The following is a 19,270-nucleotide window of genomic DNA, read 5'->3' on the forward strand; positions in this document are numbered from 1 at the left end:
TCAGCAAAGGTAATAGTAAAAAATGAAATTTTAGAGAAGAGGATGTTTATCATGCCATTTGATGGTTTTTTTACACGTGCAATGGTGCATGAATTATCTGATTTACTCCAAAGCGGAAGAATCGGAAAAATTTATCAACCATTTAAAAATGAAATAGTCTTTACGATTCGTTCGGACAGAAAAAATCACCGGCTTCTTCTCTCTGCACATCCAAGTTACGCTAGAATTCAATTAACGGAAGATACATTTGAAAATCCAAATGAACCTCCTATGTTTTGTATGATTTTAAGAAAACACTTGGAAGGTGCAATTATTGAGAATATAACTCAAGTAGAAATGGATCGTATTATTATCTTTGATATAAAAGGAAGAGATGAATTAGGTGATATCGCTTATAAACAGTTGATTATTGAAATTATGGGCAGACATAGCAACATCATTCTTGTTGATAAAGAGAAAAATACAATTATTGATAGTATTAAACATATTTCAAGTGCTGTTAATAGTTACCGAACTACTCTGCCTGGGGCAAAATATATATTGCCACCTGCACAAAACAAGGATAATCCGTTAGCTGCTACTGAATTCGATGTATTAAAAAAGATTGATTTTAATAGTGGAAAGCTTGATAAACAACTAGTGGATCAATTTGCGGGAATGTCACCAATACTTGCGAAGGAAATTATCTTCCATGCTGGACTAGCCAATCGAGAAACATTACCACAAGCCTTTATTCAATTTATGGATCGTTTTAAGAAACATGATTATCTTCCAACTATTACAGCTACAAATAAAACGGAACAATATTATGTTTTTCCAATCGCATATTTAAAAGGAGAAGAAAAACACTTCTCTTCATTAAGTCAATTGTTGGATCGTTTCTATTTTGGAAAAGCTGATCGTGATCGTGTCAAACAGCAAGCTACAGATTTAGAGCGATTTATTAAAAACGAAACGGAAAAAAACGTAACAAAAATTAAAAAATTAAAAGCAACATTAAAAGATGCCGAAAAGGCTGACTACTATCAATTGCTAGGTGAATTATTAACGGCAAATATGCACCTTATTAAAAAAGGTATGAAGGAAATTAGTGTAGTCAATTATTATGATGAGGCTGGTGAGCAAATTGTAATACCACTTGAGCCTCGTAAAACTCCTGCAGAGAATGCACAAAGATACTTTTCAAAATATCAAAAAGCTAAAAACGCGGTCGAAATTGTAAAAGAACAAATTGAAAAAGCAGAAGCTGAAATACAATATTTTGAATCATTAATGCAACAAGTAGAATCTGCGTCTACGAAGGATATTGAGGAAATTCGTGAAGAACTAGCCGAAGAAGGTTATTTACGTAGCAAACAGAAAAAGGCAAATAAAAAGAAATCGAATGCAAAACCAATCCTTGATAAATATGTAGCTAGCGATGGAACGGAAATCATCGTTGGCAAAAACAATAAGCAAAACGAATACTTAACGAATAAATTAGCTGCCCGAGATGACATTTGGTTACATACAAAGGATATTCCTGGTTCTCATGTTGTCATCCGTAGTAAAGAGCCTTCGGAACAGACAATAAAGGAAGCAGCTATACTGGCAGCATATTATAGTAAAGCAAAAACTTCCTCCTCCGTACCTGTAGATTTCACTAAAATACGCTATGTAAAAAAACCAAATGGAGCGAAGCCTGGTTTTGTTATATATGATAATCAACAAACTGTTTATGTTACACCGGATGAAGACACTGTTAAAAAGATGAGATCCATATAAATGTGAGTTGAAAAAGGGATTAGAAAGATTGAATGACCCTAAAAAGTTCGATTTTTTTTAAAACAGGGATTCGGAAACTCGTTCTTCCGAGGAGTAGACGACAACGATATTCAATATAGAAGTAAAAAAACTAATGGTGTATTGTATATACCAAAGAAGCAATTGAACTTTACCAGCGGAGGAAATACACGAAGACTCCTACCATGGAAATAAAGCTTTAAAAAGTTAGCTCTGTTAAACTCTGTTGTTGATTTTCGCTTCTGTACACTCGCTTTCCGCGGGCACGGCCTCAGCTAACTTGGCAAATAAAACCGCTTTGCCAAGTGGATTTTCGGCTCGTGCTGTTCCCGCAGGAGTCTCGTGTACATCCGCTACAATCAACTAAGTTGTTAACAACAATGAACTTTAACAGAGCCAAAAAGTTAAATCTAACTTATACATGCATCGTATAGACCTACCTAGCACATTTCCATTCCCTGTGGTGTATTTTTGGATACATGGTTGACTGCGTGAAGTACGAGATCGGCGAGACCCCGGAGGGCATTGCCCGAGGAGGCTCGACACTCGCCCGCGGAAAGCGTAGTGTATTTCCGTAGCGGTATAATTGCATTAACAATGTACAGATTACATCAGGTTAAAATCTTTTGTCATATCCTTATTATTTTAACAATTCTACATCCATGTATTTTTCGATGTTATTAAACGAAATATCTTGTATCATTTTGCCAAGGGTTTCTATATCATTTGGATATTCACCATTCTCCACCCATTTACCAAAAATATTACAAATAATTCTTCGGAAGTATTCGTGTCGTGTATACGATAATAAACTTCTTGAGTCTGTTAGCATTCCGATAAATCTAGATAATACCCCCACATTTGCTAGTGTTTTAATTTGCGCTTCCATTCCATCTCTTTGATCATTAAACCACCAAGCTGTTCCAAATTGGATTTTTCCAGGGACTTCTCCTTGAAAATTACCCGCAAGTGTTGCCAGCATATAATTATCCCGTGGATTTAAATTATATAAAATGGTTTTTGGCAGTAGATCTACTTTCTCCAATTCATTTAGTAGATTAGAAAGATCTTCCGCAAATGTGAAATCAGCAATTGAATCATATCCAGTATTTGGTCCAAGCTTTTCAATCATCTTCGTATTCGTATTACGCAATCCACCAATATGAAATTGCATCGCCCAGCCTTTCTTTGCGTATTCCTTCCCTAAGTGAATTAACACAGTTGAGCGAAATAGAGTAATCTCTTTATTAGTAAGTGATTTTCCCGCTGTTGCCTTTTGAAAAATCTCTTCACACTTCGATTCATCAGGCGGTAAATAAAAAGCTGAATCCAATCCATGATCCGATAAACGACAACCAACTTCATGGAAATAATGAATGCGATCTACTAATGCATCTAGAAAATCTGAAAAAGATGATATTGGTTTGCCATATAAATTTGTTAGTTTTTCCAACCACTCCGTAAAAGTAGGTGCAGATATATTTAAAGCACCATCAGGTCGGAATGTAGGTAATACCTTAACAGGAAAAGTTGTATCCTCTGCTAACTGCTTATGGTATTCGAGTGAATCTATTGGATCATCTGTCGTACAAATTGCTCTCACATCGAAATTCTTAATAATTTGACGAGCTGAAAAGGAGCCCGATTGGATCTTTTCATTACACTTGCTCCATATTTCTTCTGCAGTAGCCGGAGTTAGTACAGTATCTATACCGAAGCAACGTTGTAATTCTAGATGTGTCCAATGATGTAGAGGGTTACCAATAAGTTGTGGTACTGTTTCTGCCCACTTCATGAATTTTTCTTTATCTGATTTGCTACCGGTAATATAGTCTTCTGGAACTCCATTCGCTCTTAATACACGCCATTTATAGTGGTCTTCACCTAACCATAGTTCCGTAATAGAAGAGAATTGTCTATCTTCTGCAATTTCTTTGGCAGTGAGATGGCAATGGTAATCAAAGATTGGCATATGCTTAGCAAATTGATGATAAAGTGTTTTAGCTGTCTCTGTTTCCAGTAGGAAATCCTCTCCTAAAAATTCTTTCAACACCTTCACCTCTCGTTTTTTATATTATCTAATTGAATAATATCTCCTAGTATTTATGAGGGAAATAACAATAACTGATGATTACCTTTCTTCACCACTAACTGTTATTTCATTATTATTAAAATTATCTACTGCAGTTTGTTTTTCATAAAAGTATGTTGCGTTTTTCAATATTCCTTCTCTTGTGTAAAATAGATTACTTCTTGTGAGTGGTAATTTAACTGTTTTGGATAAACTAGCAGATTCATAGATAGCAGAAATTAATTCTAATGTTTTCCTACCTTGAATTCCATCAATTAGTAATTCTCCATTACCTTCAATCGCTGATAATACATTATCAATTTGACCAGTGTGTCCTTCATATCGTAAATCTTTCAATTGTGAATATACTCGTTCTAATTTTTCATCTAACTCAGGATTCGGTTGTGGAAATCCATTTTCTTTTGATTTTGACGCTGTGTGTCGCCAAGGTACCGAAACACGTGCATCTCTACCTTGGAAAATTAATTGTTGTTCTTCTCCATGATGAACAACTGAACTTGTAATTTGGGCTAGACTTCCATTATCATATTTTGCAATCGCTATTGAAATATCCTCAACTTCCGCGTTGTCATGGGATGTATTACTCATCACTGCTGTTATTTCTGAAGGCATGCCATTCATCCATTGGAATATATCAATATGATGTACAGCGTGGTTTAAAGTACAACCACCACCTTCTTTCTCCCATGTTCCACGCCACCATAAATCGTAATAGCTATGTCCTCTCCACCAGTATGAATCGACTTGTGCATGAACAATTGGGCCAATTAATTGTGTATCGAGAACATGTTTCACTTTCATCATCGGATTAGTAAAACGATTTTGAGCAACAACGGATAACAGTTTATTGTTTTCATTTGCAGCTTCAATCATGGCATCGCATTCATCTAATGAGGATGCCATTGGTTTTTCAACAATTACATGTTTCCCAGCCTTTAAAGAGTCTATTGCAATCGGTGCATGCGTATAAGGCGGTGTACAAATAGAAACTAAATCCACATCTACTTGTTGCAATAACGTTTTATAGTCATTGTAAATAGGAATCTTTAAACCAAGCCGTTCTGCTGTTTGTTTAGCTTTTTCAGGAAAAATATCACATAAAGCTACTATTTCACATCTATCCGGAAATTCTAAATATCCATTTATATGTGATCCACTTATCGCACCAGTACCAATAATTGCAACTCTCACCATATAATTAACACTCCTTAAAAATTGGTTTTACCCGATTATCCTTTGTAAAAGGTATGTTAAACACCTGAGTAAGACATAAAACCTCCATCAACAGGAACTATAATTCCTGTTACAAACCCACTAGCATTTTCATCTACTAACCATAGTAATGTTCCTAGCAAGTCTTCAGGTTTCCCAAGTCTCTTCATGGGAGTTTGTGATAAGATTTTTTCCATTCTTGGTGTAGGTGAACCATCTGGATTTGTTAGCAATGAACGATTTTGTTCCGTTAAAAAGAATCCAGGAGCAATAGCATTTACGCGAATTCCAGTGTCACCTAGATGCACTGCTAACCATTGTGTAAAATTATTTATAGAGGATTTGGCTGCACTATATGCTGGTACCTTTGTCATCGGACTATAAGAACTCATGGACGAAATATTAATAACTGTCCCTTTCTTTTCAAGCATCCTTTTACTAAAAATTTGAGTCGGTATTAAAGTACCAATAAAATTTAATCGGAAAACCGAATCAAATCCAGTTACAGTTAAATCAAAAAATGATTGAATTTCTTCATTATCTAGATCTGGTAGACTAAGAGTTTCGTTGGTTGTACTTGCTTGAGGGTGATTACCACCTGCACCATTTACTAACACATCTACTTTTCCAAATTGTTCAAATACAATTTGATCTGCCTTTTTCACACTCTCCACATCTAATACATCACATTGAACAGGAATTGCTGTTCCACCTGATTCCTTAATATCATTTGCTACTTTTACTGCTTTTTCATATGTTCTATTTAATACAGCAACCTTCATTCCTTGGCGACCTAATTCTCGTGCCATCATCCCACATAAAATTCCGCCACCACCTGTAATTACTGCAACCTTGCCTCTTAAACTTTCATTTAAAGGTAACATTGTATTTCCTTCCCCTTTTTACATCTGAAATTTTTAATTACTTTGTAATGCATCCCATATTCCCCATAAATACATAATCCCTAGGGCACGATCATATAAACCATATCCAGGTCTACATTGTTCATCCCATATATGTCTACCATGATCTGGCCTTACATATCCCGAAAATCCATTTTCATGGTATGCTTTTACAATATTAGTTATATCTACGGAGCCATCTTCTGTTCGATGTGAAGTTTCAATAAAGCTTCCATCTTCATAAATTTTCAAATTGCGAATATGAGAGAATGGAATTCGTTCATGAAATTCGTGAATCATTTCCACTATATCGTTATTTGGATTTGCCCCAAGTGAGCCAGTGCATAAAGTAATACAATTATATGGATTATCGTATAGGTTAAGAAACTTTCGAACATTTTCGTGAGAAACTATTAATCTAGGTAGTCCAAACACATCCCATGGTGGATCATCCGGATGAATCGCCATTTTAATATCATTTTCCTCTGCAACCGGAATTATTTCTTGTAAGAAATAGTGCAAGTTATTCCAAAGGTCATCCCTTGTTACAGATTTATAGGCATCAAACAACCGAGACAACGCTTTCAATCGTTCTGGTTCCCATCCAGGCATCGTTACGTTTATATCATTTGCAATACTTTTTACTAATTCCTGTGGATCCATGTTATCTACTTTTACTTTATCTAAAAATAATGCAGTCGAACCATCTTCCATTTCTTTAAATAAATCAGTTCTTGTCCAATCAAACACAGGCATAAAATTGTAACATATAACCTTCACACCTGCTCTTGCCAAATTCCTAATCGTCTCTTTATAGTTTTCAATATATGTATCACGAGTTGGCAATCCTAGTTTAATATCTTCATGAACATTTACACTTTCAACAACATCAATATGGAATCCATGTTTTTCAGCTTGTTGTTTCACTTCAAGAATTCTATCAAGTGGCCAAACTTCTCCCGCTGGCATATCATGTAGTGCCCATACAATTCCTTCCACTCCTGGTATTTGCTTAATTTGTGCTAAGCTTACACTATCGTTGCCTTCGCCAAACCATCGAAAAACCATTTTCATAGACTTCTTCTCCTATCTTATTAAATTGAATCACTATCATTGTACAATAAAGCACTCGTTATTCCCAAACTATTTTGGCTATATTGAAAAATTGAACAAGAAAAGACACACATCTAAAAAAATGTGTGTCCCAAATTCGAAATAAAGGAATCGAAAGTTTTAAGTTTAATTTATTCGCGATTGTAAGACACTATCTCACGCATCGATTTTTTTCTCGCGATTTCTTGCTGTTTTCTCGCGATTGCAAGGCGGTTTCTTGCGATTGTTTCGATTTATTCGCGATTGTAAGGTAGTTTCTCGCGATTATCTCGTTTTATAGGTAGTAAGTTGATTTATGCTACAAATGCTTGTATAGCGGTCTGTAAATTTATTCGTTTTCTTTTCCCCAAGCTTCTGGATTTTTTCTCCAGCTAATCAGAGCTTCTTCATCTTTATCTTCAATGATACCCTTTTCTAAAGCGACACTAATGAGGTTGCTATAACTGGTTAAGGAATGTGCTTCTAAATTCGCTTCCTGCAAACACTGTTTTCCTTTTTCTAATTCATATGTAAAGATAGCAACAATCCCAAGTACTTCTAGTCCCGCTTCTCGCAAAGCTTCTGCAGCTGTAATAGCACTTCCCCCAGTAGAGATTAGGTCTTCCACTACCACTACCTTCTGACCAGCTTCTACTTTTCCTTCTATTTGATTTCCTTTACCATGGCTTTTAGCAGATGATCTTACGTAGCACATCGGTAAATTTAATTGGTCACTTACCCATGCCGCATGAGGAATACCAGCTGTTGCTGTACCAGCGATCATTTCTACCTCTGGATAGTGGTCTTGTACTAGTTTACTAAGACCTGAAGCTATCTCTTTTCTTAAAGTAGGATAAGAGAGGGTTAAACGGTTGTCACAATAAATTGGTGATTTTAATCCTGAAGACCAAGTGAATGGATCATTAGGACGCAAAAATACAGCCTCAATTTCTAATAATTGTTCTACGATGTTATTTGCCAACATATTAATTCCTCCGCTCCCATAAATTAATTGCCTGATCATACGCTAATTTCGGATTATTTGCTTTTGTTATAGATCGCCCAATTACAATGTGTGTAGAACCTATTTGACGAGCTTGATCAGGTGTGACAATCCGGATTTGGTCATCTGAACTATCTCCAGTCATTCTTATTCCAGGGGTCACACGTAAGAAGCTTTCACTTGTTATCTCGGCAATCATACCAGCTTCATGTGCCGAACATACAACACCATCTAGTCCAGACATATAAGCTAATTTCGCATAATGAAGAACAGATTCATTCAAGTTGCATTTTATAAGTTGTTCTTCTTGCATTTGCTGTTCACTCGTACTTGTTAATTGCGTTACTGCAATAAGAGCAGGTCTTTTCTTGCCTTTCGGTGTTCCTTCTTCTAATCCTCTTAACGCGACTTTCATCATCTTGGAGCCACCTGCAGCATGAACATTTACTAAATCGACTCCTAGACTAGCTAATACCTTCATGGCACTATAAACTGTATTTGGTATATCATGCAGTTTTAAATCTAAGAAAATATAATGACCCTGACTTTTTAGCCAGTGAATAAAAGAAGCTCCTTCTTGATAGAATAACTCCATCCCTACTTTCACAAATAGTGATTGGGAGTTTAGCTCGCTTAAAAAATCAATTGCAGCCTCTTTATTAGGGAAGTCTAGAGCAATAATAGGTTTATCTAACATTACTACTTCCAGCTCCTTCCTATAAGTTCAGTAATATGATGAACACCTAGTTCATCTAGCTTACCTGGTAATTCCTCAATTAATCGAGGACAAATAAAAGGATCTGTGAAGTTTAAAGTACCAATAGCTACGGCACTAGCTCCAGCATAGTAATATTCAATAATATCATCTACTGATTCTATTCCACCCATTCCAATGATTGGAATATTCACTTTTTGACTTACCTCATATATCATTCGAATTGCTACTGGCTTAATAGCAGGACCAGACAATCCACCACTTTTATTTGCTAAAATTGGTTTCCCTGATTTTATATCAATTCTCATCCCTAATAAGGTATTAATCATCGTAATTCCATCAGCGCCTCCTGCCTCAACTGCTTGAGCCATTCCGACGATATCAGCTACATTAGGAGACAATTTTACATAAACTGGAACAGCTGATACTTCTTTTACACGTTTCGTTAATTCCTGAGCAACCTCTGGAATCGTACCGAAAGCAATTCCACCTTTTTTAACATTTGGGCAGGAAATGTTCAATTCTAAAGCTTGGACATTAGGTGCTAATGATATCCTTTTGGCAACCTCTACATAATCTTCTGTTTCCGATCCAGCAACATTTGCAATAATCGGAACATCAAATTGTTCGAGCCACGGTAATACATTAGTTAGTACGCCTTCTAATCCCGGGTTTTGTAATCCAATAGCGTTTAGCATTCCGGCAGGAGTTTCAGCTACTCGTGGTGTTGGATTGCCATATCTCGCTTCTTCTGTTGTTGCCTTAATCATGATTGCACCCAGTTTATTTAAATCATAAAGCTTACTAAATTCTTTCCCAAATCCAAAACAGCCGGAAGCAGGCATTACTGGGTTTTTTAATGATAGTCCTGGTAATTCCACTTGCAAACGATTCATGCTAAAACCACCTTTCCAATCGGAAATACCGGTCCATCACTACAAACTTTCACATAAGCTGCACCAGTTGGTTCTTCTGCAAGGTGACATACGCAAGCGAAACATGCTCCGATACCACAACCCATACGTTGCTCTAGTGAAATATATCCTTTTCTTTCCTTAAAGCGATCTTCCAACGCTTTAAGCATTGGAATCGGACCACATGAGTATAAAACATGAAAGTCAAATTGATATTCATCTATAACATTCGTAACAAATCCTGCAGTACCCATTGTTCCATCTACTGTAGTAATATAGGTTTCTCCAAGTTTAGCAAATTCTTCTTCATAGAAAACTTTTTCAGCTGTTTCAAATCCAAGAACATGAATGGTTTTTACTCCATTTTGATTCAATTGTTTCGCTAGTTCAAAAAGAGGGGGGACACCTATTCCCCCGCCGACTAATAATGCCGTCTCTCCTCTTTGAATTTCTTCGATTGGAAAACCATTTCCTAATGGACCTAGTACATCTACTTGACTGCTTACCGAATGAGAAGCTAGTAGCTTTGTTCCTTTTCCTTCTGCACGATAAATGAGTGTACATTGATTAAGTTGTTTATCTATATGAGCAATGCTAATCGGTCTACGTAACAGTGGATCAACTCCTGAATTAGTTCTAATATGAACAAATTGTCCAGGCTCTCCCATTTCTTGAACTAGTGTACCTTGTAACGTTAGCTCATAAATATCCTTGGCGATATTTTGATGTTTAATGATGTTCATCATCTCTTGTTGTATCATACTTAGATCACCTCTTTTGAACGAGCTGTAGGATTGACCATTGCTTCTGCAGAAAATACCATTGATTCCATCACGCCTAAAATTGCTTCTGCTGTGTCTAATGAAGTTAGACATGCAATTCCATTTTCAACAGATTCTCTTCTAATTCTGAAGCCATCACGTTGTGGTTGCTTTCCTTTCGTTAACGTATTAATAACGATTTGCGCTTGTCCTTTTCTAATTACATCGATGAGTGTAGGACCATCGGATCCAATCTTATCTACTACCTCAACTTTTATTCCAGCATTTGCAATTGCTTTAGCAGTTCCACTAGTCGCAATTATCTTATAGCCAATTGCGGAAAATCTTTTAGCAAGACCCAATGCCTCTTCTTTATCTTTATCAGCTACAGTAATTAAGACTGTTCCATATGTTTTAATATCCATTCCTGCTGCAATAAGGCCTTTATATAATGCTTTTTCCATTGTTTTGTCCTTACCCATTACTTCACCAGTAGACTTCATTTCAGGTCCTAATGAAATATCTACACGGCGTAATTTGGCAAAGGAGAAGACAGGAACTTTCACGTATACTCCTGGTTGTTCTGGAGCTAATCCAGTTTCATAACCTAAAGATGTTAATGTTTCCCCAAGAATTACCTTTGTTGCAACATTAGCCATTGGAATCCCAGTTATTTTACTTAAGAATGGAACCGTACGGCTAGAACGAGGATTAACTTCGATTACATATAGTTCATTATTTGAAATAACATATTGAATGTTTAGTAAACCAATAATATCAAGACCTTTAGCTAATCGAATCGTATAATCGATAATCTTCGCTTGCATATCCTTACTAATATTTTGTGGTGGGTAAACAGCTATCGAATCACCAGAATGGACCCCGGCTCTCTCAATATGCTCCATAATCCCTGGAATCAGTACATTTTCACCATCAGATATCGCATCCACTTCGATTTCTTTTCCGACTAAGTAACGATCGACAAGAACAGGATGTTCTGGATTAATCTTGACGGCATTTTTCATATAATGAAGAAGTTCACTTTCTTCATATACAATTTCCATCGCTCTTCCACCAAGTACATATGATGGTCGTACTAATACTGGATAACCGATTTCTTTCGCAATCTTTACTGCTTCCTCAACAGAAAATGCTGTTTTTCCTTTTGGTTGTGGAATATCTAATTGAGAAAGAGCATGTTCAAACTTATCTCTATTTTCTGCTCGATCTAGACTTTCTAAAGATGTTCCTAAAATTTTGACTCCTCTTGCTTCCAATGCTGATGCTAAGTTAATTGCTGTTTGACCACCAAACTGAACAACTACACCTTCAGGTTGCTCCAAGTCAATAATGTGCATAACATCCTCTATTGTAAGTGGTTCAAAATAAAGCTTATCGGAAATACTGAAGTCTGTTGATACTGTTTCCGGATTGCTATTGATTATAATTGCTTCATAACCAGCTTCTTGAATTGCCCAAACACTATGAACCGTAGCATAGTCGAACTCTATCCCTTGACCGATTCGTATTGGACCAGAGCCAATTACGACAATACTCTTTCTATCTGTTCTTACTGATTCATTTTCTTGCTCGTAAGTTCCATAAAAATACGGTGTATCTGATTCAAATTCACCTGCACATGTGTCGACTTTTTTATATACAGGGATTATGCCATTTGATTTTCTCCATTCGTAAATGGATGTTTCATCCGAATTCCATAATTCCGCAATTTTCTTATCGGAAAATCCAAATTCCTTCGCCTTACGTCCCAAATCAACGTTGTGTGGGTAATCTTTTAATTCTTTTTCTAACTGAATGATTTTATCCATTTTATATAAGAAGAATAGGTCAATCTTGCTCCACTCATGTAGTTCTTCTATGGTAATACCTTGACGCAATGCTTCACCAATATAGAATAATCTTTCATCAGTTGCTTTTTCTATTTGTGTCTTTAATTCATCTCTATCTAGGTTTTGTGCGTCTGGTAATTCTAAGTGGAAAACATTACTTTCTAGTGATCTAACTGCTTTAAGTAAAGATTCTTCAAAAGTTCTCCCAATCGCCATTACTTCACCAGTTGCTTTCATCTGTGTTCCTAATACACGATTGGCAGACTCAAATTTATCAAATGGCCATCTAGGAATTTTCGTTACAATATAGTCAATTCCTGGTTCAAAACAAGCATATGTCTTTCCAGTAACAGGATTCATGATTTCATCTAATGTGTATCCTGCTGCAATTTTTGCTGCTAACTTTGCAATAGGGAAGCCTGTTGCTTTAGAAGCAAGTGCAGAAGATCTACTTACACGTGGGTTTACTTCAATGACATAATACTCAAAGCTATCTGTATCGAGTGCAAGCTGTACGTTACATCCACCTTCAATCCCAAGCGCACGTATTAATTTCAAGGATGTATTCCGCATTAATTGTACTTCTCTATCCGTTAATGTTTGACATGGTGCAACTACAATAGAATCTCCCGTATGTATTCCTACCGCATCCACATTCTCCATGTTACAAACGACTATTGCATTGTCATTGGAATCTCTCATTACTTCAAATTCAATTTCTTTAAATCCGGCAATACTCTTCTCGAGTAAGCATTGTGAAACAGGACTATTTTTCAAACCACTTGTAACAATCTCGTGTAAATCCTCATCATTTTCACATATGCCTCCACCAGTACCGCCTAAAGTATAGGCTGGTCTTACAATGATTGGATATCCGACTTTTTCGACGAATTCTATTGCTTCATCTAAGTTATGAATAATTTCACTTTCAGGGACTGGTTCATTAAGCTCTCTCATTAATTCTCTAAACTGATCACGATCTTCTGCCTGTTCAATCGCTGATAGCTTTGTTCCAAGAATCTCTACTCCACATTCATCAAGAATTCCAGCCTTAGCCAATTGCATGGCCATGTTTAATCCTGTTTGTCCTCCTAGAGTAGGTAGGATTGCATCTGGTCTTTCCTTCCGAATAATTCTTGCAACAAACTCCATCGTAATCGGTTCAATGTATACTGCGTCTGCAATTTCTGTATCTGTCATAATCGTTGCCGGATTTGAATTGATTAGTATAACTCGATATCCTTCTTCTTTTAAGGCTAGACAAGCTTGTGTACCTGCATAGTCGAATTCTGCTGCCTGACCAATGACAATTGGGCCAGATCCAATTACTAGTATACTTTTAATATCTGTTCGTTTAGGCATGTTGCTCCTCCACCCTTCCAAGTTGTTCATTCATTACTTCCATAAAATAGTCAAATATCTTCTTAGCGTCCTCTGATCCTGGTGATGCTTCTGGCTCATATTGTACGGAAAAAGCAGGGAAAGCAGTGTGTGATAACCCTTCAATGGAATCACCGTTTAATGCTCGATGAGTAATGGTTAGTACAGATTCATCCACGGAATCTTCATTTACTTCATATCCATGATTCTGTGAAGTGAATATCACCTTACCTGTTGATATATCCTTCACAGGATAACTTGAACCGCGATGTCCATAATGCATCTTTGTGATTGTACAACCATTTGCTAAGGCAAATAGTTGATGACCAAGTCCAATTCCTAAAAGAGGTACTTTTTGTTGCACTTCTTTTATCATTTCAGATACATCCACATCCTCAGGATTACCAGGTCCATTAGAAAGTAATATACCATCAGGGTTTAATGTTAATATATCTGTCGCCGAGCTATTATAAGGAACAACCGTTACATCGCAACCTCTTTTTGTTAATTCTCTTAAAATTCCATGTTTAACACCGAAATCCACTACTACAACATTCTTTCCACGTCCTGGACTAGGATATGGTTTCGTTGCAGATACTTGTTTTACCGCATCTGATGGTGGGATTACTGCACGCAGACGTGATAAAACTGTTTCTTCGTCTTCTTCAACACTACACAAAATCCCCTTCATAACACCTTTTTCTCTTATCAATCTAGTAAGCATCCTCGTATCAATACCAGAAAGTCCTGGTATATCCTTCCGTTCTAAATACTCCTGTAGAGACATCTTGCTTCTCCAATTAGATGGGAAATCGCAAACTTCCTTCACAATAATAGCTTTTATAACAGGTTGTATTGATTCGAAGTCGTCGCGGTTGATCCCATAGTTTCCAATCATCGGATATGTAAAGGTGATGATTTGCCCAAAGTTTGATGGATCTGAAATTACTTCTTGATAACCAGACATACTTGTGTTGAAAATAACTTCTCCAATTGTTTCTTTTGTGCTACCGAATGCATCACCGATAAAGACCGTTCCATCTTCTAAGATTAATTTACGTTTCATTAATTTCTCTTCCCTTCAGACCATTTTAGTTCTCCAGCTACAAAGGTTGCTTGTGGCCACCCGTAACAGCTCCAGCCATCAAATGGTGTATTTTTTCCTTTAGAAGCAAACTCTTGACGATTGATGTCTTTTTGTTCCACTAAGTCTATTAAGGTAATATCTGCACGTTTTCCAACTTCTAATGTTCCGTATTCTAAACCAAATGTTTCAGCTGGTTTGATTGTTAACCAATCAATTAATTGATGTATAGAACAAATTTCCTTTTTTACTAGATTTGTATACAAGAGAGGAAAGGCTGTTTCTAACCCTACAATCCCAAACGGTGCTGACTTCATACCATTCGACTTTTCTTCTTCTGTATGAGGAGCATGGTCCGTTGCGATAAAATCTATCGTCCCGTCAAGAAGACCTTCAATTAATGCTTCACGATCATCACTACCTCTAAGTGGTGGGTTCATTTTATAATTTGCATCGTCACCAGGGATATCATCTTCACATAGTAGCAAATGATGTGGAGATACTTCGGCAGTAACTCGGATACCTGCTCTTTTCGCATCCCTTACAACTCTTACTGATTCCTTCGTACTGATGTGACATACATGATAGTGACATCCCGCTGCCTCCGCAAGTAGCACATCCCTTGCTATATGTACTGATTCACATATAGATGGGATTCCTGGAATTCCTGATTGTTCAGAAAATCTCCCCTTATGGACGGAACCTCCATAAATCAACGAATTATCTTCACAATGTGCAACGATTGCCATATCTAGTGCTGCTGCTTTTTGCATTGCTTCATACATCATCCCTGCACTTTGAACTCCAACACCATCATCGGTGAACGCGAAAGCCCCAGCTTCTTTTAATGCTGCAAAATCTACTAATTCTTTCCCTAATTGGCGTGTTGTAATTGCTGCATATGGTAAAACATTTACAAAACCTCTAGTTTTAAACTGATCAACTAGCCAACTCATTTGTTCTGCATTATCCGGAACAGGCCTTGTATTTGGCATTGCAGCAACTGTCGTAAACCCACCCTTTGCAGCAGCAAGTGTTCCTGTTTCAATTGTTTCTTTTTTCTCTCCACCTGGCTCTCTTAAATGGATATGAAGATCCACAAATCCTGGTGCAATATAAAGTCTTTTTGCATCGAATTCCTCTTCACCATTAGTTTCGAGATTTACTCCCTTTTCTACAATTAGACCTTCTTTTATTCGAATATCAATTAATTCATTGTTTGTCGTTAACCTAGCATTTTTTATAAGCAAACTCATTTACCATTCATCTCCTAGCTTTCTATTAATGTTCTTAGGACAGCCATTCTCGTAAAAACTCCATTTTGCATTTGCTTAAAAATTCTTGATTTTTCACATTCAACTAGTTCATCTGCAATTTCTACATTTCTATTTACTGGAGCGGGATGCATAATGATACTGTTATTTTTCATTCTTTTAGCGCGCTCCACTGTTAATCCATATTGTAAGTGATATTGTTCTTTTGTCATGAAGCTTTTTGTTACATGACGTTCATGTTGAATACGCAGTAACATTACTACATCTGCGGTTTCAATCACTTCATCAATCTCATAATAATTTTGTGATTCCTCATTTTCTCCAAGAAACCATTCACGCGGTCCTGAGAATATAACTTCTGCTCCTAATGCTGTTAGAGCATCCTTATTCGATTTGGCTACCCTACTATGTTGTAAATCTCCAATAATCGCAACCTTCAATCCTTCAAAACTGCCAAATTCTTGTTTGATTGTAAATAAGTCTAAAAGGGATTGTGTTGGATGTTGTCCACAGCCATCTCCACCATTTACTATTTTCAAATTCACATTCCCTATTAGATCCTCATAATATTTATCTTGTGTATGTCGAATAACTGCAACATCTACACCGATTGATTCTAACGTTTTTACTGTATCATATAGGGTTTCACCTTTCAGTAAACTAGATGTACTAGTTTCAAATGGAATTATCTCAAATCCCAATTTGCGCTCAGCCATTTCAAAACTTGTTTTTGTTCTTGTGCTTGGTTCAAAGAATAAATTTGCTGCAAACACTTTATCAGTGAATGACCATTTCTCCCCGTTTGCAAAAGATTCAGCCTGATCCAAAATAGTTAATATTTCATTCTTTGATAAATCATTCATTGACACTAGATGTCTCATCAGTTTCGCCTCCTATTTTTGAAAAGCGCATGGAGGATTGGAGTTAGGTTTTTCACCAAAAAAACCCCTCATTGTCACATCTAGACAAAGAGGGGTTCTTGAAAAAAGCATTATGTCAATGCTTTCTACTCATCCTCCCTTTGCCAGCCTCTCTGGACTGTATTTAAAAGGGACTATTCATTTTTATGGATACTTACTTGATCCTTATTATCAGCTTCGATTAATTCTACAACGATTCGTTCTTGCTTAGATGTAGGTATATTCTTTCCGATAAAATCTGCACGAACTGGTAATTCACGATGGCCTCTATCAACTAATACCGCTAGTTGTATGAGTGAAGGACGACCAATATCCATCAATGCATCCATCCCAGCTCTTACAGTTCTACCTGTATATAAAACATCATCAACAAGTATTACTTTTTTATTACTTATATCTACTGGTACATGGGAACCTTTAACTTCCGGTTCTAAGTTTTTTGTTTTTATAGAGAGATCGTCTCTGTATAAAGTAATATCAATTTCTCCAACAGGGATTTTTTCACCTTCAATTTTCTCGATGCGTTTCGCTAGTCGTTCTGCAAGGTAAATTCCTCGAGTCTTTATACCAACAATAATGCAATCATCAATCCCTTTATTTCTCTCGATTATTTCATGGGCAATGCGTGTAAGTGCACGTTGTATTGCTTTTTCATCTAAAACAATAGTTTCTTGTTGCATTCTTTTCACCTCAAATCATAAGTGGAAAGCACCCATTCATGAAAACTAAAAATCCCTCTCACCAGTAAGTGAGAGGGATAAAATTCCAGACAAATATAGCAGGGAAGCTTATTATATAAGCATTTGCTATGTATCCTTCTCAGTCTCACAGGACTAAATTAAAGGTGCTTTATGTAACTAATACTCAATATAAACCTATACAGGCAATTTGTCAATTTTTATTTGTTCAATGTAGTTAATATTTTTTCAAAATAAGCTGGAAGGGGTGCAGAGAATTCTATATATTCATTCGTTCTAGGGTGAATAAAACCTAATATTCCAGCATGCAATACTTGTCCATCTGTTTCGAGCGTTTTTCGCGGACCATACTTTGGATCACCTACTAAAGGGTAGCCAATATATTTCATATGGACACGGATTTGATGTGTTCTTCCTGTCTCTAGCACACATTCGACATAGCTGTATTGATCAAATCTCTCTAAAACTTTAAAATGTGTAACAGCATGTTTACCATTATCTACAACACTCATACTTTGTCGGTCAATTTTATCCCTACCAATCGGAGCTTCAATCGTTCCATGATCATGAGGAATAACACCATGTACAAGTGCAAAATATTTCCGAGTAACTGTTTTGGCAACTAATTGATTGACTAAATGTTCATGTGCTTTATCATTTTTTGCAATCATTAATAGTCCTGACGTATCTTTATCTATACGATGGACTATCCCTGGTCTCATTACTCCATTAATTCCAGATAAATCTTTACAATGTGCCATTAAACCATTCACAAGAGTTCCAGATAGATGACCTGGCGCAGGATGGACTACCATCCCTTTCGGTTTATTCACTACAATGACATCTTCATCTTCATAGTAAATATCAAGATCGAGATCCTCTGGAGTTACATCTAATGGTTCAGGAGTAGGTATGCTTACAGTAATTTCATCATGTATGTTGCATTTATAATTTGCTTTTACTTTTTCTCCATTGACAGTAACATGTCCTTCGCGAATCCACTGTTGGACCTGTGACCTAGACCATTCATTATTTAAACTTGTTATAACTTTATCGATTCTTTCATTTCCTTCTGTTTCTACTGTGTGGTATATTTCCTCACTCATTCTGCTGCCTCTTTTCTTCTATTGCTTCTCTTATCATTTGTATAAACATGAGAATTACTCCAATTGTTAGTGCCGAATCTGCAATATTAAAGATAGGGAAGTCATATGTGAAAATATACGTATCCATGAAATCAACAACTTCTTTTCTAAATAAGCGGTCAATAAAGTTCCCAATCGCTCCACCTAGAATAAATGCTAAACTTAATTGGAACAACGCTTTTCCTTTAGCATGTTTCTCTAAGTAATAAATAATAACTACGATTACAATAATGGTGATGATATAAAATAACCACATTTGTCCTTCCAAGATTCCCCATGCAGCACCACGATTCCGATGTGATGTTATGTAAAGGAAATCTGAAATAATTGGAATGCTTTCCCCGAGTTCCATGTTTTTCACAACTAACCATTTTGTTAGCTGATCTAATAATACTAAAAATACCGCGATTAAATAATAAATCTTTCACACCCCCATCTATTTCATT

General features: G+C 36.4%; 16 protein-coding genes. 1 reads left to right on the forward strand and 15 read right to left on the reverse strand.

Features of this window, described 5'->3' with window-relative positions:
- Nucleotides 1-51 precede the first annotated feature (51 nt).
- Complete coding sequence (locus ACFPM4_RS03515) at nt 52-1,764, forward strand: Rqc2 family fibronectin-binding protein (RefSeq protein WP_382347751.1); 1,713 nt, start codon at nt 52-54, stop codon at nt 1,762-1,764.
- 658 nt (nt 1,765-2,422) lie between these two features.
- On the opposite strand, the gene uxaC is transcribed toward ACFPM4_RS03515, so the two are convergent.
- The 15 genes from uxaC to lspA all read right to left on the reverse strand — a co-directional run bounded on the left by uxaC (nt 2,423) and on the right by lspA (nt 19,245).
- Nucleotides 2,423-3,832, reverse strand: a complete 1,410-nt coding sequence (gene uxaC / locus ACFPM4_RS03520; protein WP_382347754.1) for a glucuronate isomerase — start codon at nt 3,830-3,832, stop codon at nt 2,423-2,425.
- 81 nt (nt 3,833-3,913) lie between these two features.
- Nucleotides 3,914-5,068 carry a Gfo/Idh/MocA family protein gene (locus ACFPM4_RS03525; protein ID WP_144920233.1) on the reverse strand — a complete coding sequence of 385 codons (1,155 nt, stop codon included), beginning with the start codon at nt 5,066-5,068 and terminating at the stop codon, nt 3,914-3,916.
- Between the two features lie 56 nt (nt 5,069-5,124).
- Nucleotides 5,125-5,970 carry an SDR family oxidoreductase gene (locus tag ACFPM4_RS03530; RefSeq protein WP_382347757.1) on the reverse strand — a complete coding sequence of 282 codons (846 nt, stop codon included), beginning with the start codon at nt 5,968-5,970 and terminating at the stop codon, nt 5,125-5,127.
- 33 nt (nt 5,971-6,003) lie between these two features.
- Entirely contained in the window at nt 6,004-7,062 is a 1,059-nt protein-coding gene (uxuA, locus tag ACFPM4_RS03535; protein ID WP_382347760.1) for a mannonate dehydratase, read from the reverse strand.
- A gap of 367 nt (nt 7,063-7,429) precedes the next feature.
- Nucleotides 7,430-8,065 carry an orotate phosphoribosyltransferase gene (gene pyrE, locus ACFPM4_RS03540; RefSeq protein WP_382347763.1) on the reverse strand — a complete coding sequence of 212 codons (636 nt, stop codon included), beginning with the start codon at nt 8,063-8,065 and terminating at the stop codon, nt 7,430-7,432.
- A 1-nt stretch (nt 8,066) separates the two neighbouring features.
- A complete protein-coding gene (gene pyrF, locus ACFPM4_RS03545) occupies nt 8,067-8,780 on the reverse strand; it encodes an orotidine-5'-phosphate decarboxylase (protein ID WP_382347766.1) in 714 nt (237 codons plus the stop codon).
- Between the two features lie 2 nt (nt 8,781-8,782).
- Nucleotides 8,783-9,694, reverse strand: coding sequence for a dihydroorotate dehydrogenase (locus ACFPM4_RS03550; protein WP_382347769.1), 912 nt, complete (start codon nt 9,692-9,694; stop codon nt 8,783-8,785).
- Entirely contained in the window at nt 9,691-10,473 is a 783-nt protein-coding gene (locus ACFPM4_RS03555; RefSeq protein WP_144920245.1) for a dihydroorotate dehydrogenase electron transfer subunit, read from the reverse strand. The genes ACFPM4_RS03550 and ACFPM4_RS03555 overlap by 4 nt, the downstream gene beginning before the upstream one ends.
- A gap of 2 nt (nt 10,474-10,475) precedes the next feature.
- Nucleotides 10,476-13,685, reverse strand: coding sequence for a carbamoyl-phosphate synthase large subunit (carB, locus tag ACFPM4_RS03560; RefSeq protein WP_382347773.1), 3,210 nt, complete (start codon nt 13,683-13,685; stop codon nt 10,476-10,478).
- A complete protein-coding gene (locus tag ACFPM4_RS03565; RefSeq protein ID WP_382347776.1) occupies nt 13,678-14,769 on the reverse strand; it encodes a carbamoyl phosphate synthase small subunit in 1,092 nt (363 codons plus the stop codon). The genes carB and ACFPM4_RS03565 overlap by 8 nt, the downstream gene beginning before the upstream one ends.
- The gene (locus ACFPM4_RS03570) at nt 14,769-16,043 is read right to left on the reverse strand and encodes a dihydroorotase (RefSeq protein ID WP_382347779.1); all 1,275 of its coding nucleotides are present in this window, start codon (nt 16,041-16,043) and stop codon (nt 14,769-14,771) included. The genes ACFPM4_RS03565 and ACFPM4_RS03570 overlap by 1 nt, the downstream gene beginning before the upstream one ends.
- Nucleotides 16,044-16,057: 14 nt before the next feature.
- The gene (locus ACFPM4_RS03575; RefSeq protein ID WP_144920254.1) at nt 16,058-16,942 is read right to left on the reverse strand and encodes an aspartate carbamoyltransferase catalytic subunit; all 885 of its coding nucleotides are present in this window, start codon (nt 16,940-16,942) and stop codon (nt 16,058-16,060) included.
- A 173-nt stretch (nt 16,943-17,115) separates the two neighbouring features.
- Complete coding sequence (gene pyrR, locus ACFPM4_RS03580; RefSeq protein WP_144920256.1) at nt 17,116-17,661, reverse strand: bifunctional pyr operon transcriptional regulator/uracil phosphoribosyltransferase PyrR; 546 nt, start codon at nt 17,659-17,661, stop codon at nt 17,116-17,118.
- 218 nt (nt 17,662-17,879) lie between these two features.
- Nucleotides 17,880-18,785, reverse strand: a complete 906-nt coding sequence (locus tag ACFPM4_RS03585; RefSeq protein ID WP_382347783.1) for an RluA family pseudouridine synthase — start codon at nt 18,783-18,785, stop codon at nt 17,880-17,882.
- Nucleotides 18,778-19,245: a signal peptidase II gene (gene lspA, locus ACFPM4_RS03590; protein WP_382348170.1), complete on the reverse strand. Its 468-nt coding sequence runs from the start codon at nt 19,243-19,245 to the stop codon at nt 18,778-18,780. The genes ACFPM4_RS03585 and lspA overlap by 8 nt, the downstream gene beginning before the upstream one ends.
- Between the last annotated feature and the right edge of the window lie 25 nt (nt 19,246-19,270).

Source organism: Lederbergia graminis (assembly GCF_042655485.1).
Taxonomy (GTDB): domain Bacteria; phylum Bacillota; class Bacilli; order Bacillales; family Bacillaceae_C; genus Lederbergia; species Lederbergia graminis.

Excerpts from the sequence above, each read along its gene's own strand:
- ACFPM4_RS03515 (WP_382347751.1), top strand. The coding sequence starts at position 52 with ATGCCATTTGATGGTTTTTTTACACGTGCAATGGTGCATGAATTATCT.
- ACFPM4_RS03525 (WP_144920233.1), bottom strand. The coding sequence starts at position 5,068 with ATGGTGAGAGTTGCAATTATTGGTACTGGTGCGATAAGTGGATCACAT.
- ACFPM4_RS03530 (WP_382347757.1), bottom strand. The coding sequence starts at position 5,970 with ATGTTACCTTTAAATGAAAGTTTAAGAGGCAAGGTTGCAGTAATTACA.
- uxuA (WP_382347760.1), bottom strand. The coding sequence starts at position 7,062 with ATGAAAATGGTTTTTCGATGGTTTGGCGAAGGCAACGATAGTGTAAGC.
- pyrE (WP_382347763.1), bottom strand. The coding sequence starts at position 8,065 with ATGTTGGCAAATAACATCGTAGAACAATTATTAGAAATTGAGGCTGTA.
- pyrF (WP_382347766.1), bottom strand. The coding sequence starts at position 8,780 with ATGTTAGATAAACCTATTATTGCTCTAGACTTCCCTAATAAAGAGGCT.
- ACFPM4_RS03550 (WP_382347769.1), bottom strand. The coding sequence starts at position 9,694 with ATGAATCGTTTGCAAGTGGAATTACCAGGACTATCATTAAAAAACCCA.
- ACFPM4_RS03555 (WP_144920245.1), bottom strand. The coding sequence starts at position 10,473 with ATGATACAACAAGAGATGATGAACATCATTAAACATCAAAATATCGCC.
- carB (WP_382347773.1), bottom strand. The coding sequence starts at position 13,685 with ATGCCTAAACGAACAGATATTAAAAGTATACTAGTAATTGGATCTGGC.
- ACFPM4_RS03565 (WP_382347776.1), bottom strand. The coding sequence starts at position 14,769 with ATGAAACGTAAATTAATCTTAGAAGATGGAACGGTCTTTATCGGTGAT.
- ACFPM4_RS03570 (WP_382347779.1), bottom strand. The coding sequence starts at position 16,043 with ATGAGTTTGCTTATAAAAAATGCTAGGTTAACGACAAACAATGAATTA.
- ACFPM4_RS03575 (WP_144920254.1), bottom strand. The coding sequence starts at position 16,942 with ATGAGACATCTAGTGTCAATGAATGATTTATCAAAGAATGAAATATTA.
- pyrR (WP_144920256.1), bottom strand. The coding sequence starts at position 17,661 with ATGCAACAAGAAACTATTGTTTTAGATGAAAAAGCAATACAACGTGCA.
- ACFPM4_RS03585 (WP_382347783.1), bottom strand. The coding sequence starts at position 18,785 with ATGAGTGAGGAAATATACCACACAGTAGAAACAGAAGGAAATGAAAGA.